Annotated in this window: 16 protein-coding genes and 1 tRNA gene; 11 read left to right on the forward strand and 6 right to left on the reverse strand. The window is 67.5% G+C overall.

From position 1 onward, the window contains the following. The first annotated feature begins 174 nt into the window (after positions 1–174). Positions 175–1,386 carry an IscS subfamily cysteine desulfurase gene (locus tag E9536_RS04095; protein WP_048022443.1) on the forward strand — a complete coding sequence of 404 codons (1,212 nt, stop codon included), beginning with the start codon at positions 175–177 and terminating at the stop codon, positions 1,384–1,386. Between the two features lie 40 nt (positions 1,387–1,426). On the opposite strand, the gene E9536_RS04100 is transcribed toward E9536_RS04095, so the two are convergent. After that, positions 1,427–1,969, reverse strand: coding sequence for a MarR family winged helix-turn-helix transcriptional regulator (locus tag E9536_RS04100; protein WP_059484198.1), 543 nt, complete (start codon positions 1,967–1,969; stop codon positions 1,427–1,429). Between the two features lie 128 nt (positions 1,970–2,097). Here E9536_RS04100 and E9536_RS04105 point away from each other — a divergent pair, with 128 nt between their 5' ends. Next, positions 2,098–2,688: a nuclear transport factor 2 family protein gene (locus tag E9536_RS04105; protein WP_136469315.1), complete on the forward strand. Its 591-nt coding sequence runs from the start codon at positions 2,098–2,100 to the stop codon at positions 2,686–2,688. 25 nt (positions 2,689–2,713) lie between these two features. On the opposite strand, the gene E9536_RS04110 is transcribed toward E9536_RS04105, so the two are convergent. Beyond that, entirely contained in the window at positions 2,714–3,301 is a 588-nt protein-coding gene (locus E9536_RS04110) for an SUKH-3 domain-containing protein (RefSeq protein ID WP_244113575.1), read from the reverse strand. Positions 3,302–3,306: 5 nt separating this feature from the next. Further along, complete coding sequence (gene rtcR, locus E9536_RS04115) at positions 3,307–4,926, reverse strand: RNA repair transcriptional activator RtcR (protein WP_059684636.1); 1,620 nt, start codon at positions 4,924–4,926, stop codon at positions 3,307–3,309. Positions 4,927–5,261: 335 nt separating this feature from the next. On the opposite strand from rtcR, the gene E9536_RS04120 reads away from it, so the two are divergent. The 6 genes from E9536_RS04120 to E9536_RS04145 all read left to right on the forward strand — a co-directional run bounded on the left by E9536_RS04120 (position 5,262) and on the right by E9536_RS04145 (position 11,658). Next, positions 5,262–5,334, forward strand: a tRNA-Cys gene (locus E9536_RS04120). Between the two features lie 258 nt (positions 5,335–5,592). Next, positions 5,593–6,732, forward strand: coding sequence for a slipin family protein (locus E9536_RS04125; protein WP_027790918.1), 1,140 nt, complete (start codon positions 5,593–5,595; stop codon positions 6,730–6,732). 62 nt (positions 6,733–6,794) lie between these two features. Beyond that, positions 6,795–8,018: an RtcB family protein gene (locus tag E9536_RS04130; protein WP_060195038.1), complete on the forward strand. Its 1,224-nt coding sequence runs from the start codon at positions 6,795–6,797 to the stop codon at positions 8,016–8,018. A gap of 55 nt (positions 8,019–8,073) precedes the next feature. Then, positions 8,074–8,886, forward strand: a complete 813-nt coding sequence (locus E9536_RS04135) for a nucleotidyltransferase domain-containing protein (protein WP_136469316.1) — start codon at positions 8,074–8,076, stop codon at positions 8,884–8,886. Positions 8,887–9,143: 257 nt separating this feature from the next. Then, positions 9,144–10,292 (forward strand): DUF1176 domain-containing protein, encoded by a 1,149-nt coding sequence (locus tag E9536_RS04140; RefSeq protein WP_136469317.1) that lies wholly within the window; start codon positions 9,144–9,146, stop codon positions 10,290–10,292. A 61-nt stretch (positions 10,293–10,353) separates the two neighbouring features. Beyond that, positions 10,354–11,658, forward strand: a complete 1,305-nt coding sequence (locus E9536_RS04145) for a nitrite reductase (RefSeq protein ID WP_136469318.1) — start codon at positions 10,354–10,356, stop codon at positions 11,656–11,658. A gap of 36 nt (positions 11,659–11,694) precedes the next feature. On the opposite strand, the gene E9536_RS04150 is transcribed toward E9536_RS04145, so the two are convergent. Then, entirely contained in the window at positions 11,695–12,363 is a 669-nt protein-coding gene (locus tag E9536_RS04150) for an O-methyltransferase (RefSeq protein WP_027790913.1), read from the reverse strand. 132 nt (positions 12,364–12,495) lie between these two features. Here E9536_RS04150 and E9536_RS04155 point away from each other — a divergent pair, with 132 nt between their 5' ends. Further along, positions 12,496–13,791 (forward strand): aminotransferase class I/II-fold pyridoxal phosphate-dependent enzyme, encoded by a 1,296-nt coding sequence (locus E9536_RS04155; RefSeq protein ID WP_021157380.1) that lies wholly within the window; start codon positions 12,496–12,498, stop codon positions 13,789–13,791. Between the two features lie 182 nt (positions 13,792–13,973). After that, positions 13,974–14,699: a hypothetical protein gene (locus E9536_RS04160; protein ID WP_060195046.1), complete on the forward strand. Its 726-nt coding sequence runs from the start codon at positions 13,974–13,976 to the stop codon at positions 14,697–14,699. Positions 14,700–14,721: 22 nt separating this feature from the next. Here E9536_RS04160 and E9536_RS04165 read toward each other — a convergent pair whose 3' ends face one another. Both E9536_RS04165 and E9536_RS04170 read right to left on the reverse strand, forming a co-directional pair. Continuing rightward, positions 14,722–15,225, reverse strand: coding sequence for a hypothetical protein (locus tag E9536_RS04165; RefSeq protein ID WP_136469319.1), 504 nt, complete (start codon positions 15,223–15,225; stop codon positions 14,722–14,724). A 65-nt stretch (positions 15,226–15,290) separates the two neighbouring features. Further along, positions 15,291–15,563, reverse strand: coding sequence for a DUF4148 domain-containing protein (locus E9536_RS04170; protein WP_136469320.1), 273 nt, complete (start codon positions 15,561–15,563; stop codon positions 15,291–15,293). 317 nt (positions 15,564–15,880) lie between these two features. On the opposite strand from E9536_RS04170, the gene E9536_RS04175 reads away from it, so the two are divergent. Continuing rightward, positions 15,881–17,041, forward strand: coding sequence for a porin (locus E9536_RS04175; RefSeq protein ID WP_124839107.1), 1,161 nt, complete (start codon positions 15,881–15,883; stop codon positions 17,039–17,041). The last annotated feature ends 233 nt before the right edge of the window (positions 17,042–17,274 follow it).

Here is a 17,274-nt window from a genome sequence, read left to right on the forward strand (position 1 = left end):
AAAGGCGGGTTCAAGTTGTCGTAAACCCTGATCTAGAAAGCTTTGTTTGAAAGACAACCCTACTGGCGGGATGGGTGTTGCGCGGCGCCCGCGAATGTCCACGTACACTGCGGCTACCCTGTTCCGCGGTGCTTTCGCGCACCGCGGGAGACACCGCTTTCCGGAGCCGCATCGATGCAATCCCGTCCGATCTACATGGACTACAGCGCGACGACGCCCGTCGATCCGCGCGTGGTCGACAAAATGGTGCCGTTCCTGCACGAGCAGTTCGGCAACCCGGCTTCACGCAGCCACAGCTATGGCTGGGATGCCGAGCAGGCGGTCGAGGAGGCGCGCGCCCACGTCGCCGCGCTGCTCGGCGCCGATCCGCGCGAAATCGTGTGGACCTCCGGCGCGACCGAGGGCAACAACCTCGCGATCAAGGGCGCCGCGCACTTCTACCAGGGCAAGGGCAGGCATCTCGTCACGGTGAAGACCGAGCACAAGGCCGTGCTCGATACGTGCCGCGAGCTCGAACGCCAGGGCTTCGACGTCACGTACCTCGACGTGCGGGAAGACGGCCTGCTCGATCTCGACACGGTGCGGCAGGCGCTGCGCGCCGACACGATCCTGGTGTCGGTGATGCTCGCGAACAATGAAACGGGCGTGATCCAGCCGGTGACGGAGATCGGCGCGCTGTGCCGCGCGCGCGGCATCGTGTTCCACTGCGACGCCGTGCAGGCGGCCGGCAAGATCCCGGTCGACGTGAATGCGTTGAACGTCGACCTGCTGACGGTGACCGCGCACAAGGTCTACGGCCCGAAGGGGATCGGCGCGCTGTACGTGCGCCGCAAGCCGCGCGTGCGGATCGAAGCGCAGATGCACGGCGGCGGCCATGAGCGCGGGATGCGCTCGGGCACGCTGCCCACGCACCAGATCGTCGGGATGGGCGAGGCGTTCCGGCTCGCGAAGGAGGAGATGGCGGAGGAAAGCCGCCGCGTCGGCGCATTGCGCGACCGGTTGCTGGCCGGCCTGTCGACGCTCGACGAGGTTTACGTGAACGGCGATCTCGCCCGCCGGATTCCGCACAACCTGAACGTCAGCTTCAATTTCGTCGAAGGCGAATCGCTGATCATGGGGATCAAGGGTGTCGCGGTATCGTCAGGCTCCGCGTGCACGTCGGCATCGCTGGAGCCGTCGTACGTGCTGCGCGCGCTGGGCCGCAGCGACGAGCTCGCGCACAGCTCGATCCGCTTCACGCTCGGCCGCTTCACGACCGAAGCCGAAGTGGACAGCGTGATTGCGCAGGTGCGCGACACGGTCGGCAAGCTGCGCGCGCTGAGCCCGCTGTGGGACATGCATCTCGAAGGGGTCGACCTGAATACGATCGAGTGGGCCGCGCACTGAATGCGGTCGAAGCGTCAGGCGGGCCGGCGGCGCGTGCGCGTCAGCCTTTTTCCTGGCGCGCGATCAGGTGCGCGAGATCGAGCGTCGCGCGGTCGCCGTTGGTGACGAGGCGGTCGATCACCGAGCAGAGCGCCTTGAATTCGGTCTTCGTCACGCCCTCGAACAGCACGTTGTTGATGCGCTGCTGCGTATCGGTGAGCGCCTTCAGCAGCTTCGAGCCGGCCGGCGTGACCGTGAGACGCATCTTGCGCTTGTCGTCGGGGTCCGGGCGTTTGTCGATCAGGCCGAGCTTCTTCAGCTTGCCCGTCTCGATCGTGACGAATGCGCCGCTCAGGTGCAGGTGATCGGCGAGGCGGTTGACGGTCACGACGTCATCGTGCGAAAGATGCGAAACCGATACGAGCAGCGAATACTGGATGCCGGTGAGGCCGACCAGCGAGCCGAAGCCGTCGCGTACCGACAGCAGGCGGGCAGCAAACGGCAGCAGCCCGTTGATCAGGTGGCGAAATTCCGTGTCCGTGCCGTCGATCAGGCAGGCCGGGTTGGTGATGGTCAGAACGGACTCCTCTTGCTGCTTGGCCATGACTTCGACGCTCCGTACGGTCATGCGAATTTAGCTTTGAAACGAAATTATACGGCAAAGGCACATGCGCCCCGGGCCAGGTCCGGCCGCTGCGCGTGACCCCATTTCCCGCTACAGGAGGCTCGTCCATGCCCTTCCCGCTTCATCCCGCGTCGGTTCGCGCGCTGCTCGAATGCTATCTGCGCGCAAAGGACCTGAACCGGCCCGCGCTGATCGCCGACTGCTTCGCGGCCGATGCCGAGCTGAGCTTTTCGCTCGCGAACGACGACATCGATTTTCCGCCGCGCGTGACGGGCGCGGCCGCGATCGCACGCACCCTGGTCGAGGAATTCGGCGAGCGGTTCGAGCGGTGCCGGACCTATTACGTTTGCACGGAGCCCGAAGTCGACCCACATGGCGTCAGCAGGATGTCGTGGCTCGTCGTGATGCGGCAGAAGGACAACGGCGCGTTGCGGATCGGGCACGGCACGTACCGCTGGCAGTTCACACCCGACAGCGAAGGCGGTACGCGGATCGCGGCGCTGCACATTCATGTCGCGCGCATGGATACGATCGACGACCCGAAGTCGACGAAACTCGACGCGCTGCATGCGGCGTTCGGGTATCCGTGGCTGCCGGCGCACGCGTTCGCGCGCGGGCTGGCGGATGTCGCGGCCGCGCAGCCGGAATGGGCATTCCTGGCGTCGTTTCACGAGGCGGCGGCAGCGGCGTCCGGTTGAAACACGGCCGAAGCGCGTCGCCGCATCACGCGCGGGCAAGGAGCTGACGGACCGTCATCACGCGCGGATCGTCGATCGTCAGAACCTCGCCGTAATGGGCAATCGTTGCACGGCGGTCGAGCAACAGCGGAATCGAGACGCGCCCGAGCAGCGTCCGCTCGACCGCTTCGCCGAACGTGAATCCGCACAGATGCACACCGTCGACCACGCAATTGGTCGAGAACACTCGGCCCTGCGCATCGACATAAAACTCGGCGTACCCGAGATCGTCTTCGGCGAAGCCGATCATCGTCGTCCCGAGCGCCTGTTCCCACGCGTCGATCTGGTGATCCTTGCGCGCCAGCGCATGAAAGACGAGCCCCATTCGCGCGCAGGTTTGCCCGCTGGCAGAGGCGCCCACGATCAGCCCGCCGAATTCGCGCAGGATTGCATCTCCCGGATGCTCGCCGTCGCCGGATGACACACGGCAACCGGAATCGCCACGCCACCCCGAATCTGCAAACAGCGCTTTGACCGACGAAGGAATCACGATCACCACCACCCTCCCGACGTTTGCGTGCACGATACCGCACGCGCTATCCGCCATGCGCGACGCAGGGAATGCATCGCGCATGCCCGTCACCTCGACGCATCGAGCGCGCCCCTCACCCCCTCCCAATCCAGCCCGAACCGCGCGAGATACTTGCGCAGCCTGTCCGCATCGTTCGGCTGCTTCTTGCTCTGCCGCGACACCGCGAACAGCGTGCGCCCCGCTTCCGACAGGCTTGCCGACACGCGGCACACGTCGAGCACGCGTTCGAGCTGCGCACGGTCGAACAGGTCGAGTTCCGCCGCACGCGCGCCGAACACCGCGTCGACGCATGCCTCGGACGATCCCGCGCCGCCCGGCTGCGACCACGTGCGCGTCAGCCGCTCGACTTCCTGTTCGGCAAGCGCTTCGGTAATCCGCCCCGCATCGGCCAGCGTCGCCATCCGCGTGACCGACGCGGACAGCTCGCGGAAGTTGCCGGCCCACGCCGCACGCGGCGACGCGGCGAACGCGAGGTAGCGCCGCTTCGCCTCGACGTTGAAACGCACCTGCTCGCCCTGCTCGCGGCCGAACCGGTCGAGTTCGAATTCGAGGTTCGGCTCGATGTCCTCGCGGCGCTCGGCCAGCCCCGGCAGTTCGTACGTCCACAGGTTGATCCGCGCATAGAGATCCTCGCGGAAGGTGCCGGCCGCCACCATCTGCCGCAGGTCGCGGTGCGTGCCCGCGATCAGTTCGAAATCGCTGGTCGCCTCGACGTCCGCGCCGACCGGCAGGAAACGCTTCTCCTCGATCGCCTTCAGCAGCATCGCCTGTTCGTCGAGCCCGAGTTCGCCGATCTCGTCGAGAAACAGCAGGCCGCCGTCCGCCGCGCGCAGCAGCCCGGCCCGCGCCGACTGCGCGCCCGTGAACGCGCCCTTCACGTGGCCGAACAGCGTCGACATCGCCGCGTCGCCGCGCAGCGTCGCGCAGTTGATCTCGATGAACGGCCCCGCGAGCCGATGGCGGCCGCGCTTCAGCTCGTACACGCGCTTCGCGAGAAACGACTTGCCGGCGCCCGTCGGCCCGACCAGCAGCATCGGCGCGCGCGACCGCACGGCCACGCGCTCCAGTTGCTCGATCAGCGCATTGAAGCGCGCGTTGCGCGTCGCGATGCCGGCCTTCAGGAACGACACCGTCTCGTCGCGCTCGCGCGTGAAGCGCTGCGCGATCCGGTTGTAGCGCGACAGGTCGAGATCGATCACCGACATCGTGCCGGGCCCGCTCGGCCCCTCGTCGGTCTTCTGCGGCGGTGCCGTCTGGGCAAGACGCGCCGGCAGGTAGCGCGCCTCCGCCAGCAGGAACCAGCAGATCTGCGCGACGTGCGTGCCGGTGGTGATGTGGATCAGGTAGTCCTCGCGGTCGAGATCGAACGGGTAGGCGCGCGCGAAATCGTGCAGGGTCGCGTAGACCTCCTCGAAATCCCACGGATCGCGAATCTCCATCGGAACGAGCCGCACGTCGGTGTGCGGCGACACGCGCTCCAGGTCCTGCTTCACACGGTTCGCGAGACGCGCGTAGTTCGGCGCGTGCAGCAGTTCGAGCCGGTCGACCGGCATGTCGCGCTGCTCGCACAGCGAAATCGTCGGCCGCCAGTTGCGCCAGCGACGCTGCGAGCCGCCGCCCTGGTCGAGCACGGTACCGAGAAAACCGATCGCGACGGTCTTGCGCATGTTTATCCCACAAGATAAGAAGCGATCCGATTGTATCGAATATTCGGATCGAGCGACGATCGGATTTTCATGCGCCGCCCGTCACGACAAATAATTTCCCCTTCCATTTCAATGACTTGAGATTTATTTCGTGCCTTGCGCCGCCCGCTGGCACGCTCCTCGCTAAATAGAAAGCGCCGGATGTCCCGCTGGCCCGCGAGCCAGGGTTCACAAAGCCCTGCTGGTGCGCCGCCGCCGAACCTGGTTCGTCGCGGTCGCGCATGCCGCCATGGGCAGACGAAGGCAAACGGGCGCGTACTGGAACTTCGCCCGGGTTCGAATCCCGGGGCGCCCTCCGTTCGGTAGCTCATTCGGGTAGAGCAGCCGGCGCAAGCCGGTGTGTAGCGGGTTCGAATCCCGCTCGAACGCTGTCCGCAAGAACAGCCTTGTAATGAAAGCAGTACCCGCCGGTGCGGGCCGCAAGGCCCGCCGCGCGTCGGACCGGTTGCGGTTCCGCGCGATCGGCCGGACGGCCGCACGGCCCGCGCGAAGGCGCACGACGACGCGAAGCAGGATGCGTCGCCGCGCACTTCGGCGCCGGGCCTGCGCGCCGCCCGCCCGGTTGCGTCGCCCCGCGATCCGCACGATGCGCGTCACCCGGCGGTCATCGAAGAAAAGGACAAGAATATGTGGATGCGACATGTAGTGAAAAAGAACGAACGCGCGCTGCTGATGAACGAGGGCGATTTCGTGAAGGTGCTCGAACCGGGCGTGTTCAAGGCCTTCGATCCGTTCAAGCGCCTGTCGGTGCAGACCGCGCGTCTCGACGCGCCGCTCGCCGACGCGGCACTGGCCGATTACCTGCGTCACGACGCACAGGACGTGCTCGCCCGGCACTTCGTCGCGATGGATCTCGCCGACGACGAAGCCGGCCTGCGCTACGAAGACGACGTGCTCGTCGAGATCCTGGCGCCGGGCACGCGCCGGCTGTACTGGCGCGGCCTGACCGCGCACCGTCTCGAGCGTGTTGATCTCGCGCAGGACAGCATGCTGCCGGCCGCGCTCGTGAAGCGCATCGCGCAACCGGCGCTGCGGGCGCGCGGCGTGGCGGGCCTGGCGGGCGTACTGCTGGCGCAGGTGCCGGCGTACCACGTCGGCGTGCTGAAGATCGACGGCAAGATCGAGCGGCTGCTGGACGCGGGTGTCTCGGCGTTCTGGCGCTTCAACCGCGACATCGCGGTCGAACTCGTCGACCTGCGCGTGCAGGCGCTCGAAGTCGGCGGACAGGAAATCCTGACGCGCGACAAGGTCGCGCTGCGGTTGAACCTGTCGGCGACGTGGTGTTATGCGGACGTGCTGCATGCGTTCGGCCAGCTGCAAAAGCCGGTCGAGCACCTGTATCGCGAGCTGCAGTTCGCGCTGCGCTCGGCCGTCGGCACACGCTCGCTCGACGAACTGCTGGAAGACAAGCAGTCGATCGACGACGTCGTGATCACGCAGGTGCGTGCACGCCTGGGCAACTCGGGCGTGGACGTGCGCAGCGTCGGCGTGAAGGATATCGTGCTGCCGGGCGACATGAAGACGATCCTCGCGCAGGTGGTCGAGGCGGAGAAGTCCGCGCAGGCGAACGTGATTCGCCGCCGCGAGGAAACGGCGGCCACGCGTTCGCTGCTGAACACCGCGAAGGTGATGGAAGAAAACCCGACCGCGCTGCGGCTCAAGGAGCTGGAAACGCTCGAGCGCGTCGCGGAACGGATCGACCGCATCTCGGTGTTCGGCGGTCTCGACCAGGTGCTGAACGGACTCGTCAGCATCAAGGGCGCCTGACGGGCGCAACGGCGCGGCGCAAGTGTGCCGCGCCGCATGAATGAAGGAATCAGGTGAAGCAAATGAGTGCAATGGATTACCAGGTGATGGAACTGGCGAACGGCAAGCCGGTGAAGATGTGGACGCAAGGCGTCGCCGTCGAGGACGAAGCGCGCGCGCAGCTGCGCAACACCGCGCAGATGCCGTTCATCTTCCGCCACGTCGCGGTGATGCCGGACGTCCACCTCGGCAAGGGCTCGACGATCGGCAGCGTGATCCCGACGAAGGGCGCGATCATTCCGGCCGCGGTCGGCGTCGACATCGGCTGCGGGATGATGGCCGCGCGCACGACGCTGACGGCAGCCGACCTGCCGGATTCGCTCGCGGGCCTGCGCAGCGCGATCGAACGCGCGGTGCCGCACGGCCGCGCGCCGGGCCGCCGCGATCCGGGCGCGTGGGGCGACCGCACGCCGGCCGCCGTCACCGAATCGTGGAAGTCGCTGCAACCGGGCTTCCAGCGGATCGTCGACAAGTATCCGAAGCTGGAAAAGACGAACCACTACGCGCATCTCGGCACGCTCGGCACCGGCAACCACTTCATCGAAGTGTGCGTCGACGAAGCGGACCACGTGTGGTTCATGCTGCACAGCGGCTCGCGCGGCGTCGGCAATGCGATCGGCAGCCTGTTCATCGAACTCGCGCAGGCCGACATGCGGCAGCACATCGCGAACCTGCCGGATCGCAACCTCGCGTATTTCACCGAGGGCAGCCGCCACTTCGACGACTACGTCGAGGCGGTCGGCTGGGCGCAGGACTACGCGCGGCGCAACCGGCAGGCGATGATGGATGCGGTGATCGGCGCGGCGCGCGGCGTGATCGCGAAGCCGTTCTCGGTCGACGAACACGCGGTGAACTGCCACCACAACTACGTGCAGCGCGAACGCCATTTCGGCGAAGACGTGCTCGTGACGCGCAAGGGTGCGGTGTCCGCGCAGAAGGGGCAGCTCGGGATCATTCCGGGCTCGATGGGTGCGAAAAGCTTCATCGTGCGCGGGCTCGGCAACCCGGAAAGCTTCTGCTCGTGCAGCCACGGCGCGGGCCGGACGATGAGCCGCACCGAAGCGAAGCGCCGCTTCACGGTCGACGACCAGGTGAAGGCGACCCAGGGCGTCGAATGCCGGAAGGACTCGGGCGTCGTCGACGAAATCCCGATGGCCTACAAGGATATCGACGCGGTGATGGCGGCCCAGCGCAGCCTCGTCGAAGTGGTGCATACGCTGCGCCAGGTGGTGTGCGTGAAAGGATAGCGCGGTGCGCGGCCGATGGCCGGCGGCCGCGCGCAACGAGAGAGAAACGACAATCATGAAAACGGAACAACTGACTGCCGTGCGCAGTGCGCACCCGGTCGACCCGGCCGTGCGGGCGCGCGTGATGGCGGAGCTCGCGGAAGTCGAGCGCCGCCATGACGTGAGCGTGCTGTTCGCGTGCGAATCGGGCAGCCGCGGCTGGGGATTCGCCTCGCCGGACAGCGACTACGACGTGCGCTTCGTGTATGCGCACCGGCGCGACTGGTACCTGAGCGTCGAAGCGCAACGCGACGTGATCGAGCGGCCGCTCGACGACGAGCTGGACGTCAGCGGCTGGGAACTGCGCAAGGCGCTGCAACTGCTGCGCCGCTCGAACCCGACGCTGCTCGAATGGCTCGACTCGCCCGTCGTGTATCGCGAAGACGCGCGCTGGGCGCCGCGGCTCAGGTCGCTGGCGTCGGCGTTCTTCTCGCCGGTGCGCGGGCGTCATCACTACCTCGCGATGGCGAAGAAGAACTTTCGCGGCTATCTGCAAGGCGACACGGTGCGTTACAAGAAGTACCTGTACGTGCTGCGGCCGCTGCTCGCGGTGCGCTGGATCGACGCGGGGCTCGGAATGCCGCCGATGCGTTTCGCGGCGCTCGTCGACGGCACCGTGCACGAGCCGTCGGTGCGCGCGGAGCTCGACGCGCTGCTCGCGCTGAAGATGAGCGCGAACGAAAGCGAATACGGGCCGCGCCGGCCGGCGATCCACGCGCTCGTCGAGACGATGCTCGCCGATGCCGAACACGATCGCGAATACAAGCGGCCGTGGGGCGACGTGGCGACGCTCGACGCGTTCCTGCGCGACGTGGTCGACGCACGATGAAAAGCGAACGGCGCGATGCCTGCGGGCATCGCGCCGTTTGCGCATCCGTGCACGTGCGCCCCGTGCCGGCCAGTAACGTACGTGCCCGCACACGAAGCGTCGCCGCCGCGATCGGCGCTCATTGCGGCGGTATACTCGAAACCGTTCCGCAAAGCGCGCCCCTGCATGCGCCGCTGCCTTCGACCGCCCCGCTTGCTGACGATGCGCTTGCAGTCCGACGTCTTGCGCCCGCCCATCCACAGTCGATACGAACCGTCATGTCGCACCGCCTTTCGCTCGCCATCGCCGCCCTCCTCGCCGTTTCCCCGATCGTTGCCCAGGCCCGTCCGCTCACGCGGCCGCCGGTCGAGCGCGACTTCAAGAACTGGTCGGTCGTCTGCGACAACGTCAATCGTTGCATTGCCGAAAGCCATGCCGACGACATCGACGACTCGCGCACCAGCCTCATCCTGCGCGTGACGCGCGATGCCGGCCCGGACGCGCAAGCCTCGCTCGCCCTCTATGCGTCGGCGCCGCTGGACCTGCGCACCGCACGCGCGGACGGCCGCCCGTTCGATGCGATGGCGGCCCAGTGGCATGCGTTCGGCGGCAAACCGGACGACGACGAAGCACACCCGTTCCGGATCCGCACCGACGATCCGGCAACGGTTGCCGCATGGCTCACCGCGGCGCGCAACGCGCAACTGCTGAGCTTCGGCGATCCGGCGTCGGCGCAAACCGCCCGGACGCCGTTGACGGGGTTGAACGCCGCGCTGCTGCTGATCGACGACACGCAGGGCCGGGTCGGCACGACGACGGCGCTGCTGCGCCCCGGCAACCGGCCCGCGTCGTCGGTGCCGGCCGCGCCGGCACTGCCGCCCGCCGTCGTGCCGGCGCCGGCCGTCGCGGACCTGCCGGCCGGCGGGCAGCGCCCGCTCGTCGACGCGGTGCTCGCGAAGTTCGGCGACGACATCAAGCAATGCGCGGCCGACGTCGAAGACGAAATGTCGGCCAGCGATCGCCGGAAGGCGTCGCGCGCCGTGGCGATCTCCGCCGACGAGGCGCTCGTCGCGATACCGTGCCAGACCAGCAGCATGTATAACCGCACCGACCTGTGGTATCGCGTGCGAAGGACGGCACCGTTCACGCCGACGGCGATGAATTTCGGCGAGAACGCGAACGCGGGGCTCGACTCGGCGTCGTTCGCGAACGAACTGACGGAGGCCGGCTACGACCGCACCCGCGCGACGCTGTCGAGCAAGGTCAGGCTGCGCAGTGCCGGCGATTGCGGCTCGACCGCGTCGTGGATCTTCGACGGCCGGCGCTTCCTGCTCAGCGACATCGCCACGCACGGCACGTGCAACGGCCTGTTCGACGATCAATGGCCACGCCTGTATCGACGCGCCGATGCGCCAGTAAACCGCTGACGCGTGCATCGCACCGCAACACGCCGGCAGTCACACCCATAACAAACCGAGGGGCCGACCCATGCATCTCCCGTTCATCGACGCGTCGCGCAACGCGACCGCGACGCGGCGCACGCGCGGCTGGCGTGCCGCAATTGCGTTCGCGCTGCTCGCCGTCACCGCGTTCGCCTTTTCGCCAATGAGTGCGGCAAGGGCGGCAAGCGCCGACGATACGGTCGAGATCCCGTTCTGGTCGCGCGACTGGGTCGGCACGATCGGCAACCGGCATGTCGAAGTCTCGCTGTCGCGCGTGGCGGGCACGGTATCGGGCTCGTACTGCTACGCGCCCTGCACGTCCGACAAACGCTACCGGCTCGCGCTGAAGGGGACGCTCGACGCGCACGGCGCCACGCTGTCGGAACGCGACAGCGGCGCGAAAGCCAACGCCGATCGCGTAACGGGCACGTGGCGCGTGGCATCGCTCGACAATGCGGTGGCCGGCACGTGGGCGTCGCCGGACGGCAAACGCACGCTGCCCGTCTCGCTCGCAACGAAACAGGACGGCAGGCCGTTCCCTTACGAGATCCGCCTCGTCGCGGACAAGCTGCCGGACGACGACGGTTCATGCAACGACCCGCCGCACGTCGCCGCGATCCGCCTGTACGATCGCGGCCGCCTCGTGCAGACGCTGCAGACCGATTCACGCGGCACCTGCGGCCTGTTCACGCCCGATTTCGCCGACGTGAATTTCGACGGCTGGCCCGACCTGATGCTCGCGCAATCGATGGGCGCGGGCCCGAACATTCCGTACCAGACATGGATCTTCGACCCGAAGACGCGGCGCTTCGTCGACGCGCCGCAGGGGCTGCAGGGCATCACGTCGCCGGAGTTCGATGCCGTGCACCGGATCATCTGGACGAGCTGGCGCGCGAGCTGCTGCGAGCACGGCGTGACGACCTACCGCTGGCAGGGCAACGACGTGAAGGAGGCCGACTCCGCCAGCAGCTACCTGCTGCCGGTGCTCGACGGGAACACGCGCCGCTATTGCTACGTCATGCCCGGCTACGGCGACGGCTACATCGAGTTTCCGCAGCGCATCGAGCAGACCGGCACCGGGCTGCGCTCGACGCTGGGCGCGCTGAAAGACTGCGAGGTGGACGCGTCACCGTGGATGGCGCGCGTGTACATCGACATCTGGAAGCCGGGCGCGCCCGGCCACGCGCCGACGCTCGTCCGCACCGAAAAGGTCGCGTGGAAGCGCACGTCGACCCGCGCCGGCATGAAGTTCTGCCCCGACGTGCCGTTCTACGACAACGGCCGCATCCGCCGCATCGTGCTGCGCGACGATCCCGACCAGTGCAACGACAGGAATCCCGACCAGAACTAGTGTGCGGGTCGACCGCACGCGCGTGCCGCCCTCACGTCACGCGCCGACGATCGAGATCGAGAACCCGTCCCAGCCCTTCTGCCCGACCGTCTGCACGGCCGTCGTGGTGACGTGCGGCGCGGCCGCGAGACGCGCGAACCCGTCGCGCACGCCGGCCACGTCGGGCTCGCGATTGTCGGGATCGGCCACCCGCCCGCCGCGCACGACGTTGTCGACGACGATCACCGTGCCGGGCCGCGACAGCTTCAGCGCCGCGTCGAGATAGACCGGGTTGTTGTCCTTGTCGGCATCGATGAAGATGAAATCGAACGGCGCTTCGCCTGCGTCGACGAGCCGCGCGAGGCTGTCCTTCGCGCTGCCGACCACCACCGTCACGACCTCCGCGAACCCGGCACGCGCGATGTTCCGCGTCGCGACCTTCGCATGCTCGGGGTTCAGCTCGAGCGTCACGAGCGTGCCGCCCGGCGGCAATGCGCGCGCGAGCCAGATCGTGCTGTAGCCGCCGAGCGTGCCGACCTCGAGAATCCGCCGCGCGCCGCGAATCGTCGCGAGCAGTTGCAGCAGCTTGCCCTGGTTCGGCGCGACGTTGATCGCGGGCAGCCCGGCCGCGTGGCTCGCCGCCAGCGCGGCGTCGAGCACGTCGTCGGACGGCACGAGCGTCGCGGAGAAATACGCATCCACCTGGTTCCAGTGATCCTGATTCATCGCGCACCCCTTGTTTGCGGAAAGGGCATTCTATGCGCCGCACCGCCATAAGCAACAAACCATTCGTTCTAAGGGCCGCCGCGCACGTGCTCCTATAATCGCTCGACCACCACAACAACAGACGGAGCACCCATGACCGATCAGGCCTCTTCGAACTGGCGCCTCGAAACCATCGCCGTGCACGGCGGTTATCGTCCCGACCCGACCACGCGCGCGGTCGCCGTACCGATCTACCAGACCGTTGCGTACGCATTCGACGACACGCAGCACGGCGCCGACCTGTTCGACCTGAAGGTGCAGGGCAACATCTACACGCGGATCATGAACCCGACGACGGACGTACTCGAGCAGCGTATCGCCGCGCTCGAGGGCGGCATCGGCGCGCTCGCGCTCGCATCGGGACAATCGGCCGTCACGTACGCGATCCAGACGATCGCCGAGGCCGGCGACAACATCGTGTCCGCGAGTTCGCTGTACGGCGGCACCTACAACCTGTTCGCGCATACGCTGCCGCAATACGGGATCACGACGCGCTTCGCCGATCCGCGCGACCCCGCGTCGTTCGAGCCGCTGATCGACGCGCGCACGAAGGCGATCTTCGCGGAATCGGTCGGCAACCCGCTCGGCAACGTCACCGACATCGCCGCGCTCGCGGAAGTCGCGCATCGCCACGGCATCCCGCTGATCGTCGACAACACGGTGCCGTCGCCGTATCTGCTGCGCCCGTTCGAGCACGGCGCGGACATCGTCGTGCATTCGCTGACGAAGTATCTCGGCGGGCACGGCACGAGCCTGGGCGGCGCGATCGTCGATTCGGGCAAGTTCCCGTGGGCCGAGCATGCGGACCGCTTCAAGCGGCTGAACGAGCCCGACGTCAGCTATCACGGCGTCGTCTACACGGAAGCGTTCGGGCCGGCCGCCTATATCGGCCGCGCGCGCGTGGTGCCGCTGCGCAACATGGGCGCGGCCATCTCGCCGTTCAATGCCTTCCAGATCCTGCAGGGCATCGAAACGCTGGCGCTGCGCGTCGAGCGGATCAGCGACAACGCGCTGAAGATCGCGCAGCATCTCGCGCGTCACGAGCAGGTCGAATGGGTGAACTATGCGGGCCTGCCCGATCACCCCGACCATCCGCTGGTCGCGCGCTACCTGTCGGGCCGTGCGCCGGGCATCCTGACGTTCGGCGTGAAGGGCGGCCGCGACGGCGGGGCGAAGTTCCAGGACGCGCTGAAGCTGTTCACGCGGCTCGTCAACATCGGCGACACGAAATCGCTCGCAACGCACCCGGCATCGACGACGCACCGGCAACTGTCGCCGGCCGAACTCGCGAAGGCCGGCGTGAAGGAAGAAACGGTGCGGCTGTCGATCGGCATCGAACATATCGACGACCTGCTCGCCGATCTCGACCAGGCGCTCGCGCAGGTGTGACCGGCACGGGCGCGCCGGCTTGCCGGTGCGCCCTGCATCGAATGTGTTGACCTTGAAGCGGCTTCAGGGTGTTCAATCGCCGGTTGATGCCGGGGCAATGCCCGGCGTGCATGAACCGTAACCTGCGGCCGGGCAGCCGGACGCCGAGCCCGCTGCGGTACGCCAACCGTTCGAGAGGCCTCATGACACCGACCGCGAAGCTTGCGCTACTGACGTTACCGCCCGTGCTGGCGGCCTGTTTCGGCGCACTCGCCGCCGCGTGGCGCGCCCCCGGCCCGACAACGTCTAGCGTCATCCAGCATTTCACCGGCGGCATCGTGTTCGCGGCCGCGGCGCTCGAACTGCTGCCGCAAGATCGCGCGCACGCGCTGTTTCCGGTCGTCGTCGGCTTCGTGCTCGGCATCGCGCTGATGCTCGCGATCCGTGCGTTGTCCGGCGCGATCGAGACGCGCTTCGAGGACGCGCGGCTGCCCGTGAGCCTCGTCATCGTCACCGCGATCGACCTCGTCATCGACGGCCTCGTGCTCGGCATCGCCTTCTCCGCGAGCGACGAAAGCGGCATCATCCTGACCGTCGCGCTGACGCTCGAGGTGCTGTTCCTCGCGCTGTCGGTCAGCGCCGCGCTCGCGGCCGCCGGCATCGGCCGCATGCTGTCGATCGTCGTGCCGGTCGGGCTCGCGGCGCTGCTGAGCGTCGCGGCCGTTGCCGGCAACGCGGCGTTCGCAGGGCTTCCCGCCAATATCTACGCGGCGCTGCTCGGGCTCGGCACCGTCGCGCTGTTGTACCTCGTCACCGAGGAACTGCTGGTCGAAGCGCACGAGGTACCCGAAACGCCGTTTGCGACGGCCGCGTTCTTCATCGGCTTCATCGTGTTCTTCCTGATCGAAGGATCGGTGAAGGCCGGATAAGCCGGCCGCGGCCGCGCGCCGGTTACCACGTCGTCGCGCCCGTCGGATACGTGTCGACGATGCGCGTGCCGTTGACCGGCGTCACGCCTTCGTTGCGCAGCGCGGCCCACAGGTCGATCGCGTGTTCGCGCGACTTGCGGCTGCCGTCGTCGGTCAGCACGTTCAGTGCGATCACCTCGTCGCGGGTCGTCAGTTGCAGTTGCTCCTTCAGCTTGCGCGACTGATGCGACGCGGTGCGGATATCGCCGAGCAGGATCCGCTTCTCCGCGACATCCTGCCCGCCGCCTGCATCGGCCGGCACGAACGTCAGCCGTCCGCTTCCGACCTCGCATTGCCCGCGCGTGAACGTCGCGCTCCATTCGCCGGCCGGCACGGTCGCGAGTTCGCAGCGCATCCGCTCGTTCGCGCGGCGGCCGACCTCGTGCGCCGGCGCGTGCGACAACGCGCGTTCCGGCCAGGCGGCCGCCATCGCAGCCGTCGACATCAGGCACGCCGCGAGCACGATTCCTTTCGCGAAATGGTGCATGGCACTCTCCTCTTCGTGTGGGGTGCGGCCGGCGGGCATCGTGCCGGCCGGCCGCGCATGAACGATCAACGAACCGCAAGACGGTTGTCGTGCGCATCGACCAGCGGCGCCGTCTCGCCGCGATGTACCGTCGCGCGATGGATTTCCTGGTTGCGCGCGACGGCGGCCGGGCTCGCCGGGTAGTCGTGGTTCGGGCTCGGGATCACGCCGTCGTGGCGGGCACGCACCAGCTCCTGACGGACTTCCTGACGGGTCTTCTGCTGCGCGGCCGCTGCCTGCGAGATGGCCGCAATCGACAGGACGGCGGCGGCGACGATCACCGGTCGCGGAATGTTCATGTGGCTCGCCCCTTGCTGGAAAGATGTGACAGGAGCCTTCACTTTGATCCGGCGGCGGTGCGCAACCGTGATCGCAGCATGACGGTTTCGTCACTGCCCCGGCCTCTCCTGTGTCGCACTCCCAATGAAAACGGGTCGCAAGTTTCCAGGTCGATGACGCGGCGATGACATTTTTCTCATTTGTCCCTCACCTTCACGATCCGAACGCTTTCCAGAATCGGCAGCGCGATTGCGACATTCCGCGCCTGCCGCACCAACGCGCGGCGCCGGAATCGACCGATGCACGGATCGATCCTCTTGAACCTCAGGGACACACCATGAAAACTCCAGTTCGGCTCGCGATGATGTCGGGTGCGATGCTCACGGCCGCCCACGCGGCGCACGCGTCGGAAGTCACGCTGTACGGCCTGTTCGATACGTCGTTGACCTACGTGTGGAACGCCGACGCGAACGGCAGGAATCTCGTCGGCCTCGGCAACGGCAACCTGCTCGGCAACCGCTTCGGCGTGAAGGGCGCGGAAGATCTCGGCGGCGGGCTGAAAGCGGTCTTCACCCTCGAAAACGGCTTCAACCCGAACACCGGCGCGCTCGGGCAAGGCAACCGGATGTTCGGCCGGCAGGCCTTCGTGGGCCTCGAAAGCGCGCGCTGGGGCACGCTGACGCTCGGCCGCCAGTACGACGCGCTCGCGGATGTCGCGTGGCCGGTCACCGGCGATTTCTACTTCGGCAGCGTCTATGCGACACCCGGCGACGTCGACAACTACGACACGTCGTCGCGCACCGACAACGCGGTGAAATACACGTCGCCGGTGATCAACGGATTCCAGTTCGTCGGCATGTACGCGCTCGGCGGCGTGACCGGCAAGAGCGGCGCCGGGCAAACATGGTCGGCCGGCCTGTCGTACAGCAACGGCCCGGTCGACGTGGCCGGCGGCTACTACTACGCGGCCAATCGTTCATCGCTCGCCAACGGCATCCGCACCGGCTGGAACGGCACCTCCGACGGCACGTTCGACGGGTCGCTGGTCAACGGCGGCTACCTCTCCGCGAAATCGATCGGCATCGCGCGCGGCGCGGTGCGCTACAGCTTCGCGCCGTTCGCGGTCGGCTTCGACTACAGCAACGCGCAGTACAAGGCCGATGCGATGTCCGCATTTCGGAGCACGCAGAAGTACGACACCGCGCGCGGCTTCTTCAACTACCAGGCGACACCCAGCCTGCTCGTCGGCGTCGGCTACAGCTACACGCGCGCCCGCGGCGATACGGGCGCGACCTATCATCAGGTGTCCGCCGGCGCCGATTACGTGCTGTCGAAGCGCACCGATCTCTACGCGGTCGGTGCATGGCAGCGCGCGAACGGCGAACAGCGCACGCTCGACGGCGGCACGCAAACGGCGCAGGCGTCGATCGGCTCCTATGGTTATGGCGGTACGCACACGCAGGGCATCGTCAATCTCGGGTTGCGCCACCGGTTCTGATCGCGGCGGCAATACGCGCGCCGCGTGACGAAAATTTCATGTTCCGATCAGGTTCGCGAAGCGTCGCTTCGCTACGATCGCAAACGTGACGGGCAGCGCCCGTTCCAGACCACGCAAGCGGGTCGCTGCCGCACGGCACGTCACGCGTTAGGCCCGGACTCGTCGAGTGCCGGGCTTCTTTTTTTCTCGTCGTGGATCGACATCCTGCTTGCTCGGAGACGAACCCGCGACCG

Source organism: Burkholderia sp. LS-044 (assembly GCF_004803625.1).
GTDB classification, from domain to species: Bacteria; Pseudomonadota; Gammaproteobacteria; order Burkholderiales; family Burkholderiaceae; genus Burkholderia; species Burkholderia cepacia.